An 18477-nucleotide genomic window follows, 5' to 3' on the forward strand; every position below is an offset into this window, starting at 1 on the left:
TGTACCGATCATGTGGGGATCTGGCGGAAATCTCTCATTCAAAATCTCTCATCCGCCATCCGCCATCGCCGGTCGGCGGGCCGTGGACACGGCCCGCCGACCGGCGACCTCGGTGTCTCAGTCCTGGCCGGTGACCGTGAAGGTCAGCTCGACCCGGGTCTTCGAGCCGGCGCCGGCCAGCGTGACGCCGGCCGAACCCGGCTTCGCCGTCCCCGGCACGCTGACGGTCTCGCCGGAGACGACACCGTCGCCGTTCGCGCGCACGGTGGTGGAGGCGAGGCCGTCACCGAAGCCGATCGTGACCGCCTCGTTCGGCGCGAACCCGGAACCGTCGACGACGATCGCCGTGCCGCGCGGCCCGGAGGTGGTCGACAGCAGCACCTCCGGCCGGTACGTGCGCGCCACCGGCTCCTCGATCACCTGGACGGTCGCCGTCGCCGCCGTGTCCGAGGACGCGCCGACGGCGGTGACGGCGTACCGGCCGGGCCGCGCGTCGCCGGACGCCGTTATCGACGTCTGGACCTCTCCCTTCGCCGAGGCCACGACCGTCGCGCCGTCCGCCGGGCCCGCTCCGAGGCTGACGGTCACCCGCTCGCCGGCGGCGAACCCGCTTCCCTTGACGGTGACCGGGTCGCCGGCGGTGACGGGGGCGGACGCCGACACCGAGATCGACGGCTGCGCCCCGGCCCGCGTCACGGTCACGGTGAACGTCGTGGTGACGCTCGACAGCGTGTCCCACGCGGTGACGTGCACCGTGTAGGTGCCCTCACGCTCGTACGTGTGCTGACCGCTCATCGCGCCGGACGGGCCGACCGTGGCGTCGGCGGGAACCGTGCCGTCGCCCCACTGGACGCGGGCGCGGTGGCCCGCCGAGCCGGTGACGCCACCGGTCACCGAACCGAGGTCGGCCGACAGGGCCTGCCCGGCGACGGCCTTCTGGTCCTTGGCGGCGGTGCTCACCAGCGCGGCGCCCGGCGTGCCGTCGTCGGCGACGGCGAACACGTGGATCCTGCCCGCCGAGCCCGGCTCGCCGGTCTGCGCCGGCAGGGTCACCGACACGAGCTTCCTGCCGTCCGGGATCCGGTACGGCGCGGTGGCGAACAGGAACGGCCGCGCACTGTCCCGGCTCGTGCCGAGCAGCCGGTACGCGGTCCTGGCGACGACGATGTTGCCGTAGGACGGCGTGCCGTCGGGGTTGCCGCCCAGCGTCCAGTCGCTCATCTGGATCGGGATGTCGGCCGTGCCGCCGTCGTCGAAAGTGGCCCTGCCGGTGGTGCTCTGGTCGCCCTGCGTGCCGGCGCCGATGAACGAGATGCTCCTCGCGTCGTCCGGCAGGTTGAGCACGATCTTCTTGCCGTTGCCGGTCGCGTTGTCCGGCCGCCCGGCCGGGACCGCCGGCAGCGTGAAGCGCAGCGCCGTTCCGGGCACCTCGTGCCGCCGGCCCTGGGTCACGCCGGCCGCCTCGAGGGCCGCCCGCGAGTACGCCCACGACTTGGCGTCGCAGTCCGCCGCGAGGACGCCCTCGTCACCGATGCAGACGGTGTCGAACGCCGCGGCGAGACCGGACTCCGGCGCGTAGGCCACCTCGACGCCGACCGTTCCCGAGCCCTGGCCGGTGCCGTCGGTCACCGTGACGCTCGCCTGGTAGTGGCCCGGCTTGGCGTAGGTGTGCGAGCCGCTGACCTCGTACACGCTCCGCGAGCTCAGGGTCAGGGTGCCCTCGGTGACCGCTGAGCCGTCACCCCAGTCGACGGTGGCCCGGTAACCGCTCGCGGTGCCCCCGGTGACGGAGGCGAGTGTCACCGGCGCCTCGACGCCGGACGTGGCGTGCACGCCGCTCGCGGGGGTGACCGTGACGTCGCCGCCACCGAGCTGGATGTCGCCGCCGGCGAGCAGCTCGATCTCGGCGAGGTTCGTCCGCGCGCCTCCGACGGCCTTCGTCACGGCCAGGCGGAACTGCGCGAACCGTCCCGGGTGGTTGATCTTGAACGGCCGGGTGTGGTTGCGCCAGGAGAACACCTCGTCCTTGCGGGAGTCGACCGTGGTCCAGGTGATCCCGTCGTTGGAGCCCTGCAGCCGCCAGTCCGCCGGGTCGCCCGTGGTCGCCCCGGAGACCGGGTCCCCGGAGGCCGGGGCACCCTTCCTCTCCCCGGAGGCCGCCGGTGCGCCGGTGCTCGCACCGGAGGTGAGCGTGTAGTACACCGGCTTCTGCCTGCCGCCGCGGAAGGTCCAGCCGATCTGCGGCGTGCCGGAGGTGAAGGTCATCTGCGTGGTCGACGAGTCGTCGAACAGCTTCGACGCGTCCTGCCCGCCGCTCGCGGTCGCGGTGCCGAGACCGGGACCGGTGGTGTCCTGGAACGGCTTGGGCACCGTTCCGCCCTTGGTCAGCGACGGCGGCGCGTCCTTCTCGCCGGCGCCCCAGGACGACGGGTTCGGGCCCATCTCGAAGTCGATCGTGCCGCCGCGGGCGAGCCGGGAGGCGTCGACGGACACCTCGCGCTGCGTCTTGCCGTTGACCTTCACGCTCTGCACGTAGACGTTCCTCGTGCTGTTGTCCGGCGCGTTGACGACGATGTCGCCGCTCTCGCGGTGGACGGTCATCCGGGTGAACTGCGGCGAGCCGATGGCCCAGTTGGACGAGCCGGCCTGCAGCGGGTAGAGGCCCAGCGAGCTGAGGACGTGCCACGCCGACATCTCGCCGTTGTCCTCGTCGCCCAGGTAGCCCTGGCCGATCTCGCCGCCGACGTAGAGGCGCTGCAGGATCTCCCGCACGATCGCCTGTGTCTTCGCCGGCGCCCCGACGTAGTTGTACATGTACGGGATGTGGTGTGACGGCTGGTTGCTCATGCCGAGCTGGCCCATCCGCACCGCACGGGCTTCGAGCATCTCGTGGATCGTGCCGCCGTACCCGCCGGGCCTGTCGGCGTTCTCCGGGGTGGCGAAGAACTCGTCGAGCTTCTGCCGCAGCGCCGCCCGCCCGCCGTGCAGGTTGGCCAGTCCCTGGCCGTCCTGCTGCGCGGTGAACGCGAAGTTCCACCCGTTGGTCTCGGTGTAGACGCCGCCCCAGTCCAGCGGGTCGCCGGCGAGGAAGGTGCCGGTGGCGTCGCGGCCCCGGAAGAACTTCGTGCCCGTGTCGAAGAGGTTGACGTAGTTGCGGGCCCGCTGCAGGAAGTACTCCGACTCCTCCTTGAGCCCGTCGCGCCGCGATCTCGGGGTGGCCGGGTCCTTGGCCAGGGCCGCGCCCATGTTGCCGAGGCCGTAGTCGTTGATGAAGCCCTCCAGCGCCCACGACACCGACTCGCCGGTGGAGGTCGGCGTGTAGCCGAGGAACAGCGAGGCCTCGATGCCCTTGCGGCCGACCTCGCCGCGCCCGGACGCGACGGTCGCGTCCTTCACCGCCGAGTCGTACGCGCCGAGCGGGTCGGGCAGCTTGACGCCGTTGAGGTAGGCCTGGGCCAGCGAGACGTTCGCGCTGGTGCCGGTCATCAGGTCGGCGTAGCCGGGTGAGGACCAGCGGGCGACCCACCCGCCGTCGCGGTACTGCTGGACGAACCCGTCGGCGATCCTGGCCGCGACGTCGGGGTAGAGCAGCGAGTACGCGGGCCACACGGTGCGGTAGGTGTCCCAGAACCCGTTGTTGACGTAGATCTGCCCGTCGACGATCTTCGCGCCGGTCTGCGTGGCGGTCGACGTGCCGGTCGGCTCCGACACCGGGCTCGCGTACTGCCAGCGCGGGGCGGCGGCGGTGCCGGTGTTCTCCGACTGCGAGTTCGGGTACAGGTTCAGCCGGTACAGGTTCGAGTAGAGCGTCACCAGCTGCGTCTCGGTCGCGCCCCGCACCTCGACCCGGCCGAGCCGGTCCTTCCACTCCGCGGTGGCGGCGGCCTGAATCTGGTCGAAGCTCCTGCCGCCGACCTCCATGTCGAGGTTCCGGCGTGCCTGGTCGACCGAGAGGAACGACGTCGCGAGGCGCAGCGTCACCTGCCGCTTCCCGGAGGTGTCGAAGGTGGCGGACGTGGCGGAGGACTGCGTGGGCGCCCGGTCGAAGGTGCCGGAGACGAACATCCGGCTGCGACCGGCCGACTGGCCGCTTCCGTTGTCGACCCAGCCGGTGAACGTGCCGTCCGTGCCGATGGCGAACGTGCCGTTGTAGAAGACGAGGCTTCCGGTGGCCTGGCCGTCCGGGAAGGTGAACCGCATGATCCCGGCGTGGTCGGTGGGCGTCATCTCCGCGATCAGGCCGTTCCGCAGCGTGACCCGGTAGAGGTCCGGCCGCGCGATCTCGTCGTCGTGGCTGAAGGCGAGCGCCCGGCCGCCGGGCGCTCCGGTGAGCGGCCCGCCGGCCGGCACCGGCATGATCGACATCTGGTTGCGGTCGCCCATCCACGGGCTGGGCTCGTGCGAGATCGCGAGCCCCTCCATCATGGGGAGGTTGTCCGCGTTGTTGCCCCGCTGGTAGTCGTACTCCCACGAGTGGGACGTGGCGTTGGTGACCGGTGTGAAGAAGTTGAAGCCGTTCGGCACCGCGGTGATCGGCAGGTTGTTGCCGCGCGAGAACCCGCCCGTCGAGTTGGTCCCGCGCCGGGTGTCGACGTAGTCGGTCAGGCGGGAGCCGTCGATCGGCACCGGGACGCCCGTCAGGGTGACGTCGTCGAGCCAGCCCTGGAAGCGGGTCGAGGCGGTCGCCTGGGGGTCGTCGTAGGCGAGCAGGATCCGGTCGATCGTCTTGCCGTTCGCGACCGCCCCGATCTCGGACCGCACCGCGTTCCACTGGTCGGCGTAGAGCACCTTCGACGCGCCCTGCCCTGCGGCCGTGAGCGGGTAGCCGTGCTGGTCGACGGGCGAGCGGCCGCTCAGGTAGCTGCCGTCGGTGAAGTGCAGGTCGACGGCGACGTGGGTGGACGGGTACCGGGCGTCCTGACCGGTGAACTCGGGGAAGACCTTGTAGGACAGCCGGGTCTTCGGCCCGACCGGGATGTCGACGTCGAACAGCCTGTTGGTCGCGTACGAGCGGCCGGCCGCCTCGGCGCCGCCCGCGTAGCGCAGCGAGGCCGTCCCGGTGAATCCGGCCCGCGGCTTCATGGTGTGGCCGTTGACCGGACCGCCGCCGACGACGCTGACCATCGGGGTGACCGGCGGCCTGACGTCCGAGCCGTCGCTGATGTTCCAGTCGGCGAGCTGGATGATCGAGTCACCGGAGTTCGCGGTGACGTTCAGCCGGTAGTGGTCGTAGGCGGTCGTGTTGGCGACGTCGTAGACGTTGGTGGCGAACCGCCCGCCGAAGCTCTGTCCCGTCCGCCTGTCCAGGTCGGTCCACGTGCCGCCGTCGTTCGACCCCTGCACGGTGAAGTCCCTGGGGTCGCGGCCCGGCGCGTCGTCCGCGGAGGTGAGCGAGTAGCGCACCACCACCGCGGGCTTGGCCAGCTTGTAGGTCACCCAGCCGGTCCGGGCGAACGCCAGCCACTTGGTCGACGGGCTGCCGTCCTTGAGGGTCGCGGCGGTCTCGTTCGGCGGGTTCTCGGCGCTCGCGGACACCGCGGTGACCTGGCCGAGCAGGCTGCCGGGCAGTCCGGTCGGGCTCGATCCGCTCAGGTTCGCCTGGATCGGCTCGCCGTTCGCACCGATCTCGACGGTGCTCGCCGCGGGTCGCGGGTCGGCCGGCTCGAACGAGGAGCCGAAGTCGCCGGGAGGGGCCGCGGCGCTCGCCGGGGGTGTGGCGACGAGCAGCCACACCGGCAGCAGCAGTGCCGCGGTCGCGGCGAACCGCCGCAGGGACAGGATGCGGGCGAAGGGGGGATGCGACATGGCGGGTGCCTTTTGACTCGTTGGGGGGTGTCGAGAGCGTCGGACGCCGGGGGCGAGACCCGCAGCCGCCGCAGCCGCCGCGGCCGATCGGCCGCGGCGGAGCGCGGGCGCGCCCGCCGGGCACGCGGGACGGCCCGCCGCACGCCGTCGCGGGCGTCGGGGTCGGGGTCGGTGCCGTCATCGGTGCCGGGACACGGGTCTCAGACCATGCGGGAAGCTCCATGGGGGACAGGAGGGGACGGTGGGTGCGCGGGGGGCGCACCCGGGTGTTGATCGCGGCCCAGCGTTTCCCTTGCGAGACAACGTTGTCAAGAGCCGATCGGGTAACCTCCCGGAAACCGTGCGTTCTCCCGGGTCGCCCGGCGGGGTCGGCCGGGCGGGGTGACGCGACCGGCGTCCGTGGTCGCCGGTCGTGCCCGGCCCCCGGCGGGGTCATCCGTGCGGTGACCAGGGCCGCAGGTCGGACAACGTTGTCACCAGGACGGACGGCGTGTCGGTATGGTTCGTGGCATGACCAGCGACGGCGGCCGTACGAGGCGGCCCACCATGGTGGACGTGGCGACCCGGGCCGGAGTGAGCCTGAAGACCGTCTCCCGGGTCGTGAACAACGCGCCCCACGTCCAGCCCGAGCTGGTCGAGCGAGTGCTCGCCGCCGTGGCCGAGCTGGGCTTCCGCCGCAACCACCTGGCCAGCTCGCTGCGCTCGGGGCAGACGACCGCCACGGTCGGGCTGCTGATCGAGGAGATCGCCAACCCGTTCTACGCGACGATCGCGGGAGCCGCCGCCGAGGTCGCCCGGCAACACGGCACGATGCTCATCATCGCCAGTTCCGAGGAGGATCCGGCACGCGAGCAGCAACTGCTGCGGGACATGTGCGCCCGCCGCGTCGACGGGCTGCTCGTGGTGCCGGCCGGTGACGACCACTCGTTCATGCGCGCCGAGGTCGAGCTCGGCACCCCGGTGGTCTTCCTCGACCGGCCGGCCGGCGGGCTGCTCGCCGACACGGTGCTGCTCGACAACCGCGGGGGCGCGCGGGCCGGGGTGCGCCGGCTCGTCGAGGCGGGCCACCGCCGGGTCGCCATCCTGCTCGACTCGATCGGCGTCTACACGATGCGCGAGCGGCTCGACGGCGCGCAGGACGCGCTGGCCCCGGCCGGCGCGCCGTACGACACCCGGCTGGTCCGTGACGGCGTCCGCGATCCGGCGGCGGCCGCCCGGGTCGTCTCCGAGCTGCTCGACCGGCCGGATCCGCCGACCGCCTTCTTCAGCCTGAACAACCGGATCACCCTCGGCGTGATCGAGGAGCTGCACCGGCGCGGCAGCGACGCCGCGGTGCTCGGGTTCGACGACTTCGACATGTCCAGCCTGGTGCCGCACCCGCTGACGGTGATCGCCTACGACACCCGCGAGCTGGCCAGGACCGCCGCCGAGCTGCTGTTCCGGCGGATCGGGGGAGACCGGTCGTGGCCGCGCACCGTGGTGCTTCCCACCGAACTGGTCGAGCGGGGCCTCCCGCCGCGCTGAGCCGCACCGAGCGGCGCAGAGCCGGGTGACCGCGAGGAGCGACCGCGCCGGCACGGCCGGTCGCCCGCGGTCCGGCACGCGTCGCGCCCGCCGGGCCGGGGACCGCTCAAAGGATCATGCGCGGTAAAACTCCCCTAGCGTCACGGTACGTTACAAAATGGCCACATTGGGAGGGGGCCGATTGACACGCCTGTAACGCGGGTGGAGTCTCTACCCGCTGCCTGCCTGACAACGATGTCACGGCCGATCAGAGAGAATCCGGAATCGTTATGATCATTGACTTCTGCCTCCCACGGCGTCGTGTCCAGCCGGGAACCGCGCTCGGGCACGGCCGCACCCGCGGCGGACGCCCCCGGCGGACTTCTGTCACCGGCTCCCACGACGGGACGGCCGGGCTCGCTCCCTGACGGCGGCCGACCGCGGCACGCGACCACGTACGACCCGGGCGGCGGCACACGCCACCGCTCACCGGCGAGTCATGCGAAGAATGAATTAATTTAGATTCTGCGGAAAGCCCCTGTCCGCCAGATGTGGTTCAGGCCACAGCACGGCAAACGAACTGATGACGAACCTCCCGGAGGCAACCATGTCGGTGGTGACCTGGCGCGGTCCCCTGCAGCCGGACGCGCGCGGATCCCGCTGCCGGCCCAGAGACGGCGACGTCGCCGTTCCGAGACCGTGCCCGGCACGGGCCCGGACCCGGGCGGGCCGGTCATGAGCGACGCACCCGTCCTGCTGGAGATGCGTTCGATCACCAAGGAGTTCCCCGGGGTCAAGGCGCTCTCCGACGTCAACCTGGTGGTGCGGGCCGGCGAGATCCACGCGATCGCCGGGGAGAACGGCGCCGGCAAGTCCACCCTGATGAAGGTGCTCAGCGGGGTCCATCCGTACGGCACCTACTCCGGCGAGATCTTCTACCAGGGCACGGAGAGCCGGTTCTCCGACATCCGGGCCAGCGAGAACTCCGGCATCGTGATCATCCACCAGGAGCTCGCCCTGGTGCCCGGCATGTCCATCACCGAGAACATCTTCCTCGGCAACGAACCGGGCCGCGGCGGCGTGATCAACTGGAAGACCGCCAACCGCCAGGCCCTGGAGCTGATGGCCCGGGTCGGCCTGGAAGAGGACCCGGACACGCTGATCAAGGACATCGGCGTGGGCAAGCAGCAGCTCGTGGAGATCGCGAAGGCGTTCGCCAAGGACGTGAAGCTCCTCATCCTCGACGAGCCCACCGCCGCCCTGAACGAGGCCGACTCCCAGCACCTGCTGGACCTCCTCCGCGACTTCAAGCAGCGGGGCATCACCTCGATCATCATCTCCCACAAGCTCAACGAGATCGCGCAGATCGCCGACAGCATCACCATCCTGCGGGACGGCCGGACGATCGAGACCCTCGACATCAAGGCGGACGGCGTCGACGAGGACCGGATCGTCCGGGGCATGGTCGGCCGGGAGCTGCACAGCCGCTTCCCCGACCACACTCCCGAGATCGGCGAGGTCTTCTTCGAGGTGCGCGACTGGACGGTCCGGCACCCGATCTCCGCCGAGCGCCTGGTGGTCAAGAACTCCAGCTTCACCGTGCGCCGCGGCGAGATCGTCGGGTTCGCCGGCCTGATGGGCGCCGGGCGCACCGAGCTGGCGATGAGCATCTTCGGCCGCTCGTACGGCACCTACGTCTCCGGGAAGATCTTCAAGGACGGCCGGGAGATCGTGTTGAAGTCGGTGTCGGACGCCATCGCGCACGGCCTGGCGTACGTCAGCGAGGACCGCAAGTCGATCGGCCTGAACCTGCTCGACGACATCAAGACCTCGATGGTGTCGGCCAAGCTCTCCAAGGTCTCCACCCGCGGCGTGGTCGACCCGGTGCGGGAGCATCGGGCGGCCGAGGGCTACCGGACGAGCCTGCGGGTCAAGGCCCCCACCGTCGACGAGGGGGTCACCAAGCTCTCCGGCGGAAACCAGCAGAAGGTGGTGCTGGCGAAGTGGATGTTCACCGACCCCGACCTGCTCATTCTCGACGAGCCGACCCGGGGCATCGACGTGGGCGCCAAGTACGAGATCTACGGCATCATCCAGCGACTCGCCGACCAGGGGAAGGGCGTCATCGTCATCTCCTCGGAGCTCCCCGAGCTGATCGGCCTCTGTGACCGGATCTACACGGTGTTCGAGGGGACCATCACCGGCAACATCGACCGGCGAGACGCCGACCCCGAACTACTGATGAAGCAGATGACCTCAGCGAAGAAGGCACGTCGATCATGAGCCGCGTGAAAGAACTCCAGAAGTCCCTGTTCGGAGGGACGACCTCCAACGCCCGGCAGTTCGGGATGATCTTCACGCTGGTGGCGATCGTCCTGCTGTTCCAGGTCCTGACCGACGGCCTGACGCTGAACTCCGGCAACCTCATCTCGCTGGTGAGCCAGTACTCGTACATCCTGATCCTGGCCATCGGGATGCTGATGGTCATCGTCGCCGGGCACATCGACCTCTCCGTCGGCTCGATCGCCGCGTTCGTCGGCATCGTGGTCGCGAAGGTCATGCAGGACTACTCGGTGCCGTGGTTCCCCGCCATCCTGATCGGCCTGGCGGTCGGTGTCCTCATCGGCACCTGGCAGGGCTTCTGGGTGGCCTACGTCGGGGTGCCGGCATTCATCGTCACCCTGGCCAGCATGATGCTGTTCCGGGGCGGCAACCAGTACATCGGCAACGCCGACACCATCCCGGTGCCCGAGGGGTTCAGGATCATCGGTGCCGGCTTCCTGCCGGAGGTCGGCCCGGACACCGGGTACAACAACCTCACGCTCCTGCTCGGCCTGGTCGTCTGCGTGGCGATCGTGGTCCGGGAGTGGAGGGCCCGCCAGACCCGGCGGGAGATGGCGGCCGACGTCGCCCCGATGTGGATCTCGGCGATCCGGGTCGCCGTCCCGGTCGTCGTGGTGGTGTTCGCGACCCTGCAGTTCGCCGGCGGGCGGATCGGGACCAGCTTCCCGATCTCCGGGATCATCCTCGGCGTCCTGGTCGTGATCTACGCGTTCATCACCCGCAACACGGCGGGCGGCCGGCACATCTACGCGGTCGGCGGCAACGCCAGGGCCGCCGAGCTGTCCGGCGTCAAGCTCAGGCGGGTCAACTTCCTGGTGATGATGAACATGTCGGTCCTGGCGGCCCTGGCCGGCATGATCTTCGTTGCCCGTTCGGCCGCCTCGGGCCCGCAGGACGGCATCGGCTGGGAGCTGGACGCGATCGCCGCCGTCTTCATCGGCGGCGCGGCGGTCTCCGGCGGCCTCGGCACGATCAGCGGATCCATCGTCGGCGGCCTCGTCATGGCCGTGCTCAACAACGGCCTGCAGCTGATGGGCGTGGGCTCCGACCGGGTGCAGATCATCAAGGGCCTGGTCCTGCTGCTCGCCGTCGCGCTCGACGTCTACAACAAGAAGCAGGGGCGCTTCTCGGTCCTCGGATCGCTGACGCGCCCGTTCCGCCGGGAGACACCGGCCGGCCCGGCGTCCGGCGCCGAGCCGGACCAGGAACACGGCAAGAGTCCGGTGGCCGGCTAACCGGCCACCGTCGGCGGGGCGGGAGACCTCCGCCCCGTCCTCCTTTGAAGAAGGGCACCTCTGAAAATGCGCAATATCCTCGTCAGGGGCGTGGCGGCCGGGGCCATCGCGCTTCTGTCACTCACCGCCTGCGCCTCCGAGCGTTCGCAGACCCCCGCCGGCGGTACGGGCGCCTCCGCCGGCTCCAGCGAGGCCGCGAAGGGCTTCCCCGCCGACTCGCTGATCGGCGTCGCGCTGCCGTCGAAGACCTCGGAGAACTGGGTCCTGGCCGGTGGCCTGTTCACCGAGGGCCTGAAGGAGGCCGGCTTCAAGTCCGACGTCCAGTACGCCGGCTCCTCCACCACCGTCGCCGACCAGCAGGCGCAGATCTCGGCAATGGTCACCAAGGGCGCCAAGGTCATCGTCATCGGCGCGACCGACGCCGCGCAGCTGAGCACCCAGGTGGAGGCCGCCAAGGCGTCCGGCGCGACCGTCATCGCCTACGACCGGCTCATCAAGAACACCGACGCGGTCGACTACTACATCGCCTACGACAACTTCAAGGTCGGCCAGCTCCAGGGCCAGGCCCTGCTGGACGGCATGAAGGCGAAGAAGGCCGACGGCCCCTACACCATCGAGCTGTTCTCCGGCTCGTCGGACGACAACAACTCGGCGGTCTTCTTCGACGGCGCGATGGACGTGCTGAAGCCGAAGATCGACGACGGCAGCGTGGTGGTCGGCTCCGGCCAGACCGACGTCAAGCAGACCGCCACCGACGGCTGGAAGGCCGAGAACGCCCAGCGTCGCATGGACTCGCTGCTGACCTCCACCTACAGCAGCAAGACCCTGGACGGGGTGCTCTCCCCCAACGACACGCTGGCCCGCGCCATCATCACCTCGGTCAAGGGTGCCGGCAAGGACCTGCCCGTGGTGACCGGCCAGGACTCCGAGGTCGAGTCGGTCAAGTCGATCGTGGCCGGCGAGCAGTACTCGACGATCAACAAGGACACCCGCGAGCTGGTCAAGCAGACCATCCAGATGGCCAAGGACCTGCAGGCCGGCAAGGCCCCCCAGGTCAACGACACCAAGTCGTACGACAACGGGGTGAAGGTCGTCCCGTCGTACCTGCTCGAGCCGCTGATCGTGACCAAGGAGAACGTCGTGGAGGCGTACGCCAACGACCCCAAGCTGGCCCCGCTCACGAAGTAACGGCGCCCGGCTGGAGTCAGCCACACCCGTGGGTCCCCGGAAGCTTCACGACCGGGGGCCCACGGTCGTTTCCGGGCGGCCGAGGGCCGAGCGCGGCCGGACACGGCCGGACGCCATGGCGTCCCCGGGCAGGCGCCGAGCGCGGCCGGGACCGGCCGGGCGCTACGGCGTCCCCAGGCAGGTGTCGAGCGCGGCCGCGCCCGCCAGCATCGCCAGGCCCCGCGCCGTCAGCCGGTCGTGCCACTCCCGCAGCGTCGCCTGCAGCGGCTCCGGTCCGCCCGCCGTCCGCACCCGCTCCAGCACCCGCGCGATCGGCTCCAGCCCGTACCCGCCGCGCCGCAACTGGTGGGCCAGCAGCACGTCGCGCACGTCGGCGGAGGTGTAGACGCGGTAGCCGGTGCGCGGGTCGCGCCGGGGCGCGATCAGCCCGGCCCGCTCCCATTTGCGCAGTGTCGCCGGCCGGATGCCGAGCCTGCGCGCCAGCGGCCCGATGAACGTCACCCCCGGTGCCGGCTCGCGCGGCGGCGCCAGGTCGCGCAGCGCTCGTTCCACGGCCTCCAGCGTGCGCCGGTCGTCGGCCAGCTGCGCGTGGCTCTCGTCGATCAGCCGCAGCGCCTCCTCGACCGCGCCGTCGTTCACGGCCCGCATGATCGCCCCCGCGGTCGCGTGGCCGTGCGCGGGGATCAGCGCCAGGAACGTCCGCAATGCCGCCGCGTGGCGCGGAGCGTAGGCGCGGTAGCCGTGCGCCGAGCGCTCGGCCGGCGGCAGGATCCCCGCCTCCTCGTAGTTGCGCACCGCCTGCGTGGACAGGCCGTGCTCGCGCGCCAGGTCGATGGGCCGCAACCGCATTTTGAAGGTTCTTCCTCGTCAGCAGCCGTGAATATCGCCAAAGTTTACACAAAAGGTTCAACGATACAGTCGAATATATGACGATCTCGATCCGGGACGCCGCTCGCCCCTTCACCGGCGGCGCCCTCACCGCGCTCCTGTCCCCCACCACCCGTCTGCTCGGCCTCGGCGAGCCCACCCACGGCGTCGAAGCCTTCCCCGAGCTGCGCAACGAGATCTTCCGCCACCTCGTCGAGCACGAGGGCTACCGCTCGATCACCATCGAGAGCGACTGCCTGACGGCCCTGGCCGCCGACGCGTACGTCACCGACGGCGTCGGGACCCTCGACGAGGCGGTGAGCCGCGGCCTCAGCCACGGCTCCGGCGCCTCACCCGCCAACCGCGAGCTCCTGCGCTGGATGCGCGCCTACAACGAGCGGCGTCCCCCGCACGAGCGGCTCCGCTTCTACGGCTTCGACGGTCCCCTGGAGATCACCGGTCCCGCCGGTCCCCGCACGGCCCTGACCGCGCTGCACGACTACCTCTCCGCCCACCTCGACCTGGCCTGGAGCCGCGAGAGCCTCGACGAGCTGCTCGGCCCCGACGAGCGCTGGACCAACCCGGCCGCCCTGTGGACGGATCCCACCCAGTCCGTGGGCCGCACCCCCGAGGCCGGGGAACTGCGCCTGATCACCGACGACCTGCGCGCGCTGCTCACCGCGCACGCCCCCCATCTGACGGCCGCCACCTCCCCCGGCGCCTGGTGGCGAGCCGACCTGTACGCCCGCACCGCCGCCGGGCTCCTGCGCTACCACGCCGGCATCGCCGACACCGCGCCCACCCGCGTCGGCTCGCTCATGTGCCTGCGCGACGCGATGATGGCCGACAACCTCGACGCCATCGTCGGCTTCGAGTCCCGTCGCGGTCCCACCCTCGCCTTCGCCCACAACCGTCACCTGCAGAGGGACAGGAGCCGCTGGCTGCTGCCGGAGGGCTGGGGTCCCCTGGCGGGCCGGACGCTGGAGTGGTGGAGCGCCGGGGCGATCGTGGACACACGCCTCGGCGACCGGTACGCCTTCGCCGCCACCGCCTTCGGCACTCGTGGCTCCGACGTCCCCTCTCCCGACACCCTCGAGGGGCTCCTGTCGTCCCTCCCCCACGACCGCGCCGTCGTCGATCCCGGCCGCCTCGCCGCGGCCCTCGGCCGCGAGCCGGCACCCCGCGTCCCGGCCGACCACACCTACTTCCCCCTCGACCCGGCCACCACCGGCCAGACCGACGCCATCGTCTTCGTCAGGGAGATCTGAGCCGCCCACCGCCGACCGGCCGCCGGGAAGGCCTGGAACCGGGCACCCGCGGTCACGGGTCCGGCGATCCCGAGGATTCCGCCGCCGGGATGCCGAGGGCTGCCAGGAACGCCGCGGCGGCGGGGGACGGCGGGAAACGGCTCCAGACGAGGTGCTCCATGCGGGTGGGGGCGTCGCGAAGCCGCAGGACGGGCAGATCGGGAAGTTCGGGTGTGAAGGCGGCGGGCAGCAGCCCGATGCCCAGGCCCTGCCGGATCAGGCGGGCCATGAAGTCCATGTTCGTCACTTCGAAGGCGACCTCGCGCCGGACCCCGGCCGCCGCGAACGCCTCGTCCGACTGGGCCCGCGCGGCGGTGCCCGGGGGGAAGTCGACGAACGGCTCGTCCGACAGCCGGCGCAGGTCCACGCGTTCCCTGCCCGCCAGCGGGTGGCCCGGCGCCACCACGGCGACGAGGTCGCCGCGCGCCAGCTCGCGGCCGCGGACGCCGCTGGGGCGTGCGCCCACCGGCAGCCCGAGGAACGCGGCGTCCAGGCTGCCCTGCCGTACCCGCTCGACCAGTTCCTCGCTCGCGCCCGAGCGCAGGGTGATCCGCACCTGCCGGTGGCGCAGGTGGAAATGCTTCAGCACGGTCGGGAGGTCGACCGCCGCGACGGTGGGAATGGCGCCGATGGCGAGCCGGCCCCGGATCTCGCCGGCGGCGGCCGCCACCTCGGCGCGGGCCCGTTCGGCGGCCTCGAGAGCCTGGCGGGCGGCGGGCAGGAACGCCTCGCCGGCGGGGGTCAGCCGGACGCGGCGGCTGGTGCGCTCGAACAGCTTGGCGCCCAGCTCGCGTTCCAGGCGGGCGATCTGGTGGCTCAGCGCGGACTGGACGACCAGGCACCGCTCGGCGGCGCGGGTGAAGTTGCTCGTCTCCGCGACGGCGACGACATAGCGCATCTGCTGGAGTTCCACAGATCAATCGTGATGCACGATCGGTTCGATGACAAACATGTGTTGGACTCATCGATCGTTCGTTGCCGAAGCTGGGCGCATGACGACGAGACCTCGTACGGGCGGCCTGTCGCAGGGGCTGCTGCTGCTCATGTCGGTGGCGACCGGGCTGGCGGTCGCGGGAAACTACTTCGCGCAGCCGCTGCTCGACCTGATCGGCCGGGAGCTGGGGGTCGGGCCGTCGGCGGCGGCGCTGGTGGTGACGGCCGCGCAGGGCGGGTACGCGCTGGGGCTCGTCCTGCTGGTGCCGCTCGGCGACCTGGTGGAGCGGCGGCGGCTGGCCGTGTCGCTCTACGCGGCGACCGCGGTGTTCCTGCTGGTGTCGGCCACCGCGGCCGACGGCACGGTGCTCCTGGCCGGTACGGCCCTGACCGCGCTGACCTCGGTCGGAGCGCAGGTGGTGGTGCCGTTCGCGGCGACGCTGGCGGATCCGGCCGAGCGCGGCCGGGTGGTCGGCACGGTGATGACCGGGCTGATGCTCGGCCTGTTGCTGGCGCGGACCGCGTCCGGAGCGTTGTCCGAGCTGGGCGGCTGGCGGACGGTCTACTGGGTGAACGCGGCGCTGATGGCGCTGATGGCGGTGGCGCTGCGCGCCTTCCTGCCCCGGCTCGGCGAGGACGGCGGGCGCCTGTCCTACGTCGGGCTGCTGCGCTCGACGGTCGCGATGTTCCGCCACGAGCCGTTGCTGCGGTGGCGGGCGGGTATCGGCGCGTTGAGCCTCGCCTCGTTCAGCGTGCTGTGGACGGCTTTGACCTTCCTGCTGGTGCGGTCACCGTACGGCTGGTCGGAGTCGGCCGTCGGACTGTTCGGCCTGGCCGGGGTCGCGGGTGCGCTGACCGCCACGGCGGCGGGGCGGCTGGCCGACCGCGGGCGCGTCCAGCTCGTGACCGGCGCCGGGACGGTCCTGCTGGTGGCGTCCTGGCCGGCGATCGCGGCGGGGGCACGCTCGCTGGTCTGGCTGCTCGCCGGCGTGATCGTGCTGGATCTGGCGCACCAGGCGGTGCTCAACAGCAGCCAGAACGTCCTCTACGCGATCCGGCCCGAGGCCCGTAACCGGATCAACTCCGCCTTCATGACCTCCCTGTTCCTCGGTGGCGCGGTGGGCTCCGCGCTGACATCGGTGGTCTGGGCGCACGGCGGCTGGACCGGCGTGTGCGTCCTGGGCGCCGTCCTCTCGGCCGGGACCGTCGTGCTCTGGATCCTGGAGCGCGTCACCCCCGGCCGGGCGGGCAGGCCCCCGGAGCCCTCGGTCCACCACGGCGACGCCCCCGCACCGGCCACTTCGGCCACTCCGGCCGCTTAGGCCGGCTGATCCGAACGACCGGACCACGCGCGTCACCGTGTCCGCGGCGGCGGGAGCCGCGGGAGCCGCGCGGGGCCGGGCAACCGCCGCGGTACGCGGCCTGGTCCGCGTTTCCATCACCACCGACAAAGGAGAACGAGCGTGTCGCGCACCGTACTGATCACCGGAGCCACCGGAACCGTGTCCACCGCGCTGATGAACGCGCTGCGGGGGGCCGAGGTGGACCTTCGTGCTCTCGTCCGCGACGAGTCCGCGGCGGGCGGCTCGCGTGAGCGGGGCGCCGAGGTCTTCGCCGGTGACCTCGACGACGCCCGGTCGCTGCCGCCCGCCTTCGAGGGCGTGCAGGACCTGTGGCTGCTCACCCCGAACGGCCCGCGCGCCCCGGAGAACGCCATGAACGCCGTGTGGGCCGCACGCCAGGCCGGGGTGGAACGTGTCGTGCGCCTGTCCGTCGTCGGCGCGGCACACGACGCGCCGAACCGCAGCGGCAGGCTGCACGCGCTGTCGGACCGGGAGATCGAACGGTGCGGCATGCGCTGGACGATCCTGCGTCCCCACTGGTTCATGCAGAACCTGCTGAACGAGGCGGGCGACATCGCCGCCACCGGCACGTTCTCGCTGAACATGGCCTCGGCGCGGATCGGCATGATCGACGTACGCGACGTCGCCGAGTGCGCCGCCCGCGTGCTTCTCGACGACCCCGGCCGCCACCACGGCGAGACGTACACCCTCACCGGCCCGCGCTCGCTCACGTTCGACGAGGTCGCCGGCGAGCTGGGGCTCGCTCTCGGCAGGCCCGTCACGTACCTGCCGGTCGGCGACGACGCCAGGCGCGCGACATTGCTCGGCCACGGCGTTCCGGAATGGATCGCCGACATGCTCGAGGAGTACGCGCGGGCGTACGTCTCCGGCTGGGGAGACATCACCACCGACACGCTCGCCGGACTTCTCGGCCGTCCCCCGCGTGACATCGCCGGCTTCGCCCGCGACCACGCCTCGGCGTTCACCGCGGCCGGCGACGGCTGAGATCGCGGCCCGCCGGTCAGGCCGGGACGTGGTGCGGGGCCTCGGCGTGGCACAGGGCGTCGGCGTGGCACAGGGCATCGGCGTGGCGCAGCGCGGTTCGCGCGGTGTCCGGCCGGGCCGGCAGGAGCGGCAACCGGACCGCGGCGGTGGGGATGACGCCGCGGGCGTGCAGGACCGCCTTGATCGCGGCGGGATTGGGCTCGGCGAACAGCGCTCGGGACAGGGCCGCGAGGCGGTGCCCGAGGGGGCGCGCCCGGGCCACGTCGCCGGTCCGCCACGCCTCGGCCAGCTCCACGTACCGGGCGGTGGCCACGTGCGCCGAGGCCATGATCGCGCCGTGCGCGCCGAGTGCGAGCAGCGGCGAGACGAACAGGTCGTCGCCCCCCAGCACCGCGAAGCCGTCCGGGAGGTCGGCCATGAGCGCGACGGTGTCCTCGTCGATCCCGCCGACCGCGTACTTGACGCCCACCACACCGGGCAGGGCGGCCAGCCGTCGCACCGCGTCCGCCGACAGGCACTGCCCGGTCCGGTACGGGACGTGATAGACGACGAGCGGTACCGGGCTGACCTCGGTGAGATGGCGGAAATGGGCCAGCACCCCGGCCTCGCCCGGGCGCGTGAACGGCGGGACCAGGCTCAGCGCCGCCACCGCCTCCGGCCGGTCCCGCAGCGCGTCCAGCGCCTGCGGGGTGGTGGCGCCCACCAGAAGGTGCGCGCCGCGTTCCGCGCAGACCCGGGCGGCGAGGTCCACCACGGCCCGCTGCTCCGGGCCGCTGAGCGCGGACGGCTCCGCGGTGGTGCCCAGCGCGACCACACCGGTCGCCCCGGCGTCCAGGATCCGGTGCGCGAGGGCTTCCAGCGCGTCGAGAGCCACGGCTCCGGCGTCGTCGAACGGGGTGATCAAGGGCACGTACAGGCCGGTGAGCGTCATGCGTCCAGGGTGCGCCG

At 71.9% G+C, this 18477-nt stretch carries 11 protein-coding genes; 7 read left to right on the forward strand and 4 right to left on the reverse strand.

Going from position 1 to position 18477, the window contains the following annotated elements; genetic code table 11:
• Positions 1-117: 117 nt before the first annotated feature.
• The gene (locus ACVCAG_RS00530; RefSeq protein WP_447189282.1) at positions 118-5805 is read right to left on the reverse strand and encodes a GH92 family glycosyl hydrolase; all 5688 of its coding nucleotides are present in this window, start codon (positions 5803-5805) and stop codon (positions 118-120) included.
• Positions 5806-6315: 510 nt separating this feature from the next.
• Here ACVCAG_RS00530 and ACVCAG_RS00535 point away from each other — a divergent pair.
• The 4 genes from ACVCAG_RS00535 to ACVCAG_RS00550 all read left to right on the forward strand — a co-directional run bounded on the left by ACVCAG_RS00535 (position 6316) and on the right by ACVCAG_RS00550 (position 12074).
• Entirely contained in the window at positions 6316-7329 is a 1014-nt protein-coding gene (locus ACVCAG_RS00535; protein WP_440086369.1) for a substrate-binding domain-containing protein, read from the forward strand.
• A 714-nt stretch (positions 7330-8043) separates the two neighbouring features.
• Complete coding sequence (gene mmsA, locus ACVCAG_RS00540) at positions 8044-9591, forward strand: multiple monosaccharide ABC transporter ATP-binding protein (RefSeq protein ID WP_440086368.1); 1548 nt, start codon at positions 8044-8046, stop codon at positions 9589-9591.
• A gap of 5 nt (positions 9592-9596) precedes the next feature.
• Positions 9597-10886, forward strand: coding sequence for a multiple monosaccharide ABC transporter permease (gene mmsB, locus ACVCAG_RS00545; protein WP_447189283.1), 1290 nt, complete (start codon positions 9597-9599; stop codon positions 10884-10886).
• A gap of 66 nt (positions 10887-10952) precedes the next feature.
• Entirely contained in the window at positions 10953-12074 is a 1122-nt protein-coding gene (locus ACVCAG_RS00550) for a substrate-binding domain-containing protein (RefSeq protein WP_440086366.1), read from the forward strand.
• 162 nt (positions 12075-12236) lie between these two features.
• Here the strand turns inward: ACVCAG_RS00550 and ACVCAG_RS00555 are convergent, their stop codons facing one another.
• Positions 12237-12923, reverse strand: coding sequence for a MerR family transcriptional regulator (locus tag ACVCAG_RS00555; protein ID WP_440086365.1), 687 nt, complete (start codon positions 12921-12923; stop codon positions 12237-12239).
• Between the two features lie 77 nt (positions 12924-13000).
• Here ACVCAG_RS00555 and ACVCAG_RS00560 point away from each other — a divergent pair, with 77 nt between their 5' ends.
• On the forward strand, positions 13001-14209 hold the full coding sequence (locus ACVCAG_RS00560) for an erythromycin esterase family protein (RefSeq protein ID WP_440086364.1): 1209 nt from the start codon (positions 13001-13003) through the stop codon (positions 14207-14209).
• 52 nt (positions 14210-14261) lie between these two features.
• Here ACVCAG_RS00560 and ACVCAG_RS00565 read toward each other — a convergent pair whose 3' ends face one another.
• Positions 14262-15161 carry a LysR substrate-binding domain-containing protein gene (locus ACVCAG_RS00565; protein WP_440086363.1) on the reverse strand — a complete coding sequence of 300 codons (900 nt, stop codon included), beginning with the start codon at positions 15159-15161 and terminating at the stop codon, positions 14262-14264.
• A 79-nt stretch (positions 15162-15240) separates the two neighbouring features.
• Between ACVCAG_RS00565 and ACVCAG_RS00570 the strand changes: the two genes are divergently transcribed.
• Positions 15241-16503, forward strand: a complete 1263-nt coding sequence (locus ACVCAG_RS00570; protein ID WP_440086362.1) for an MFS transporter — start codon at positions 15241-15243, stop codon at positions 16501-16503.
• 141 nt (positions 16504-16644) lie between these two features.
• Positions 16645-17529, forward strand: coding sequence for an NmrA family NAD(P)-binding protein (locus tag ACVCAG_RS00575; RefSeq protein ID WP_440086361.1), 885 nt, complete (start codon positions 16645-16647; stop codon positions 17527-17529).
• A 16-nt stretch (positions 17530-17545) separates the two neighbouring features.
• Here ACVCAG_RS00575 and ACVCAG_RS00580 read toward each other — a convergent pair whose 3' ends face one another.
• A complete protein-coding gene (locus tag ACVCAG_RS00580; protein WP_447189284.1) occupies positions 17546-18460 on the reverse strand; it encodes a dihydrodipicolinate synthase family protein in 915 nt (304 codons plus the stop codon).
• Between the last annotated feature and the right edge of the window lie 17 nt (positions 18461-18477).

The organism is Streptosporangium sp. G12, assembly GCF_052983175.1.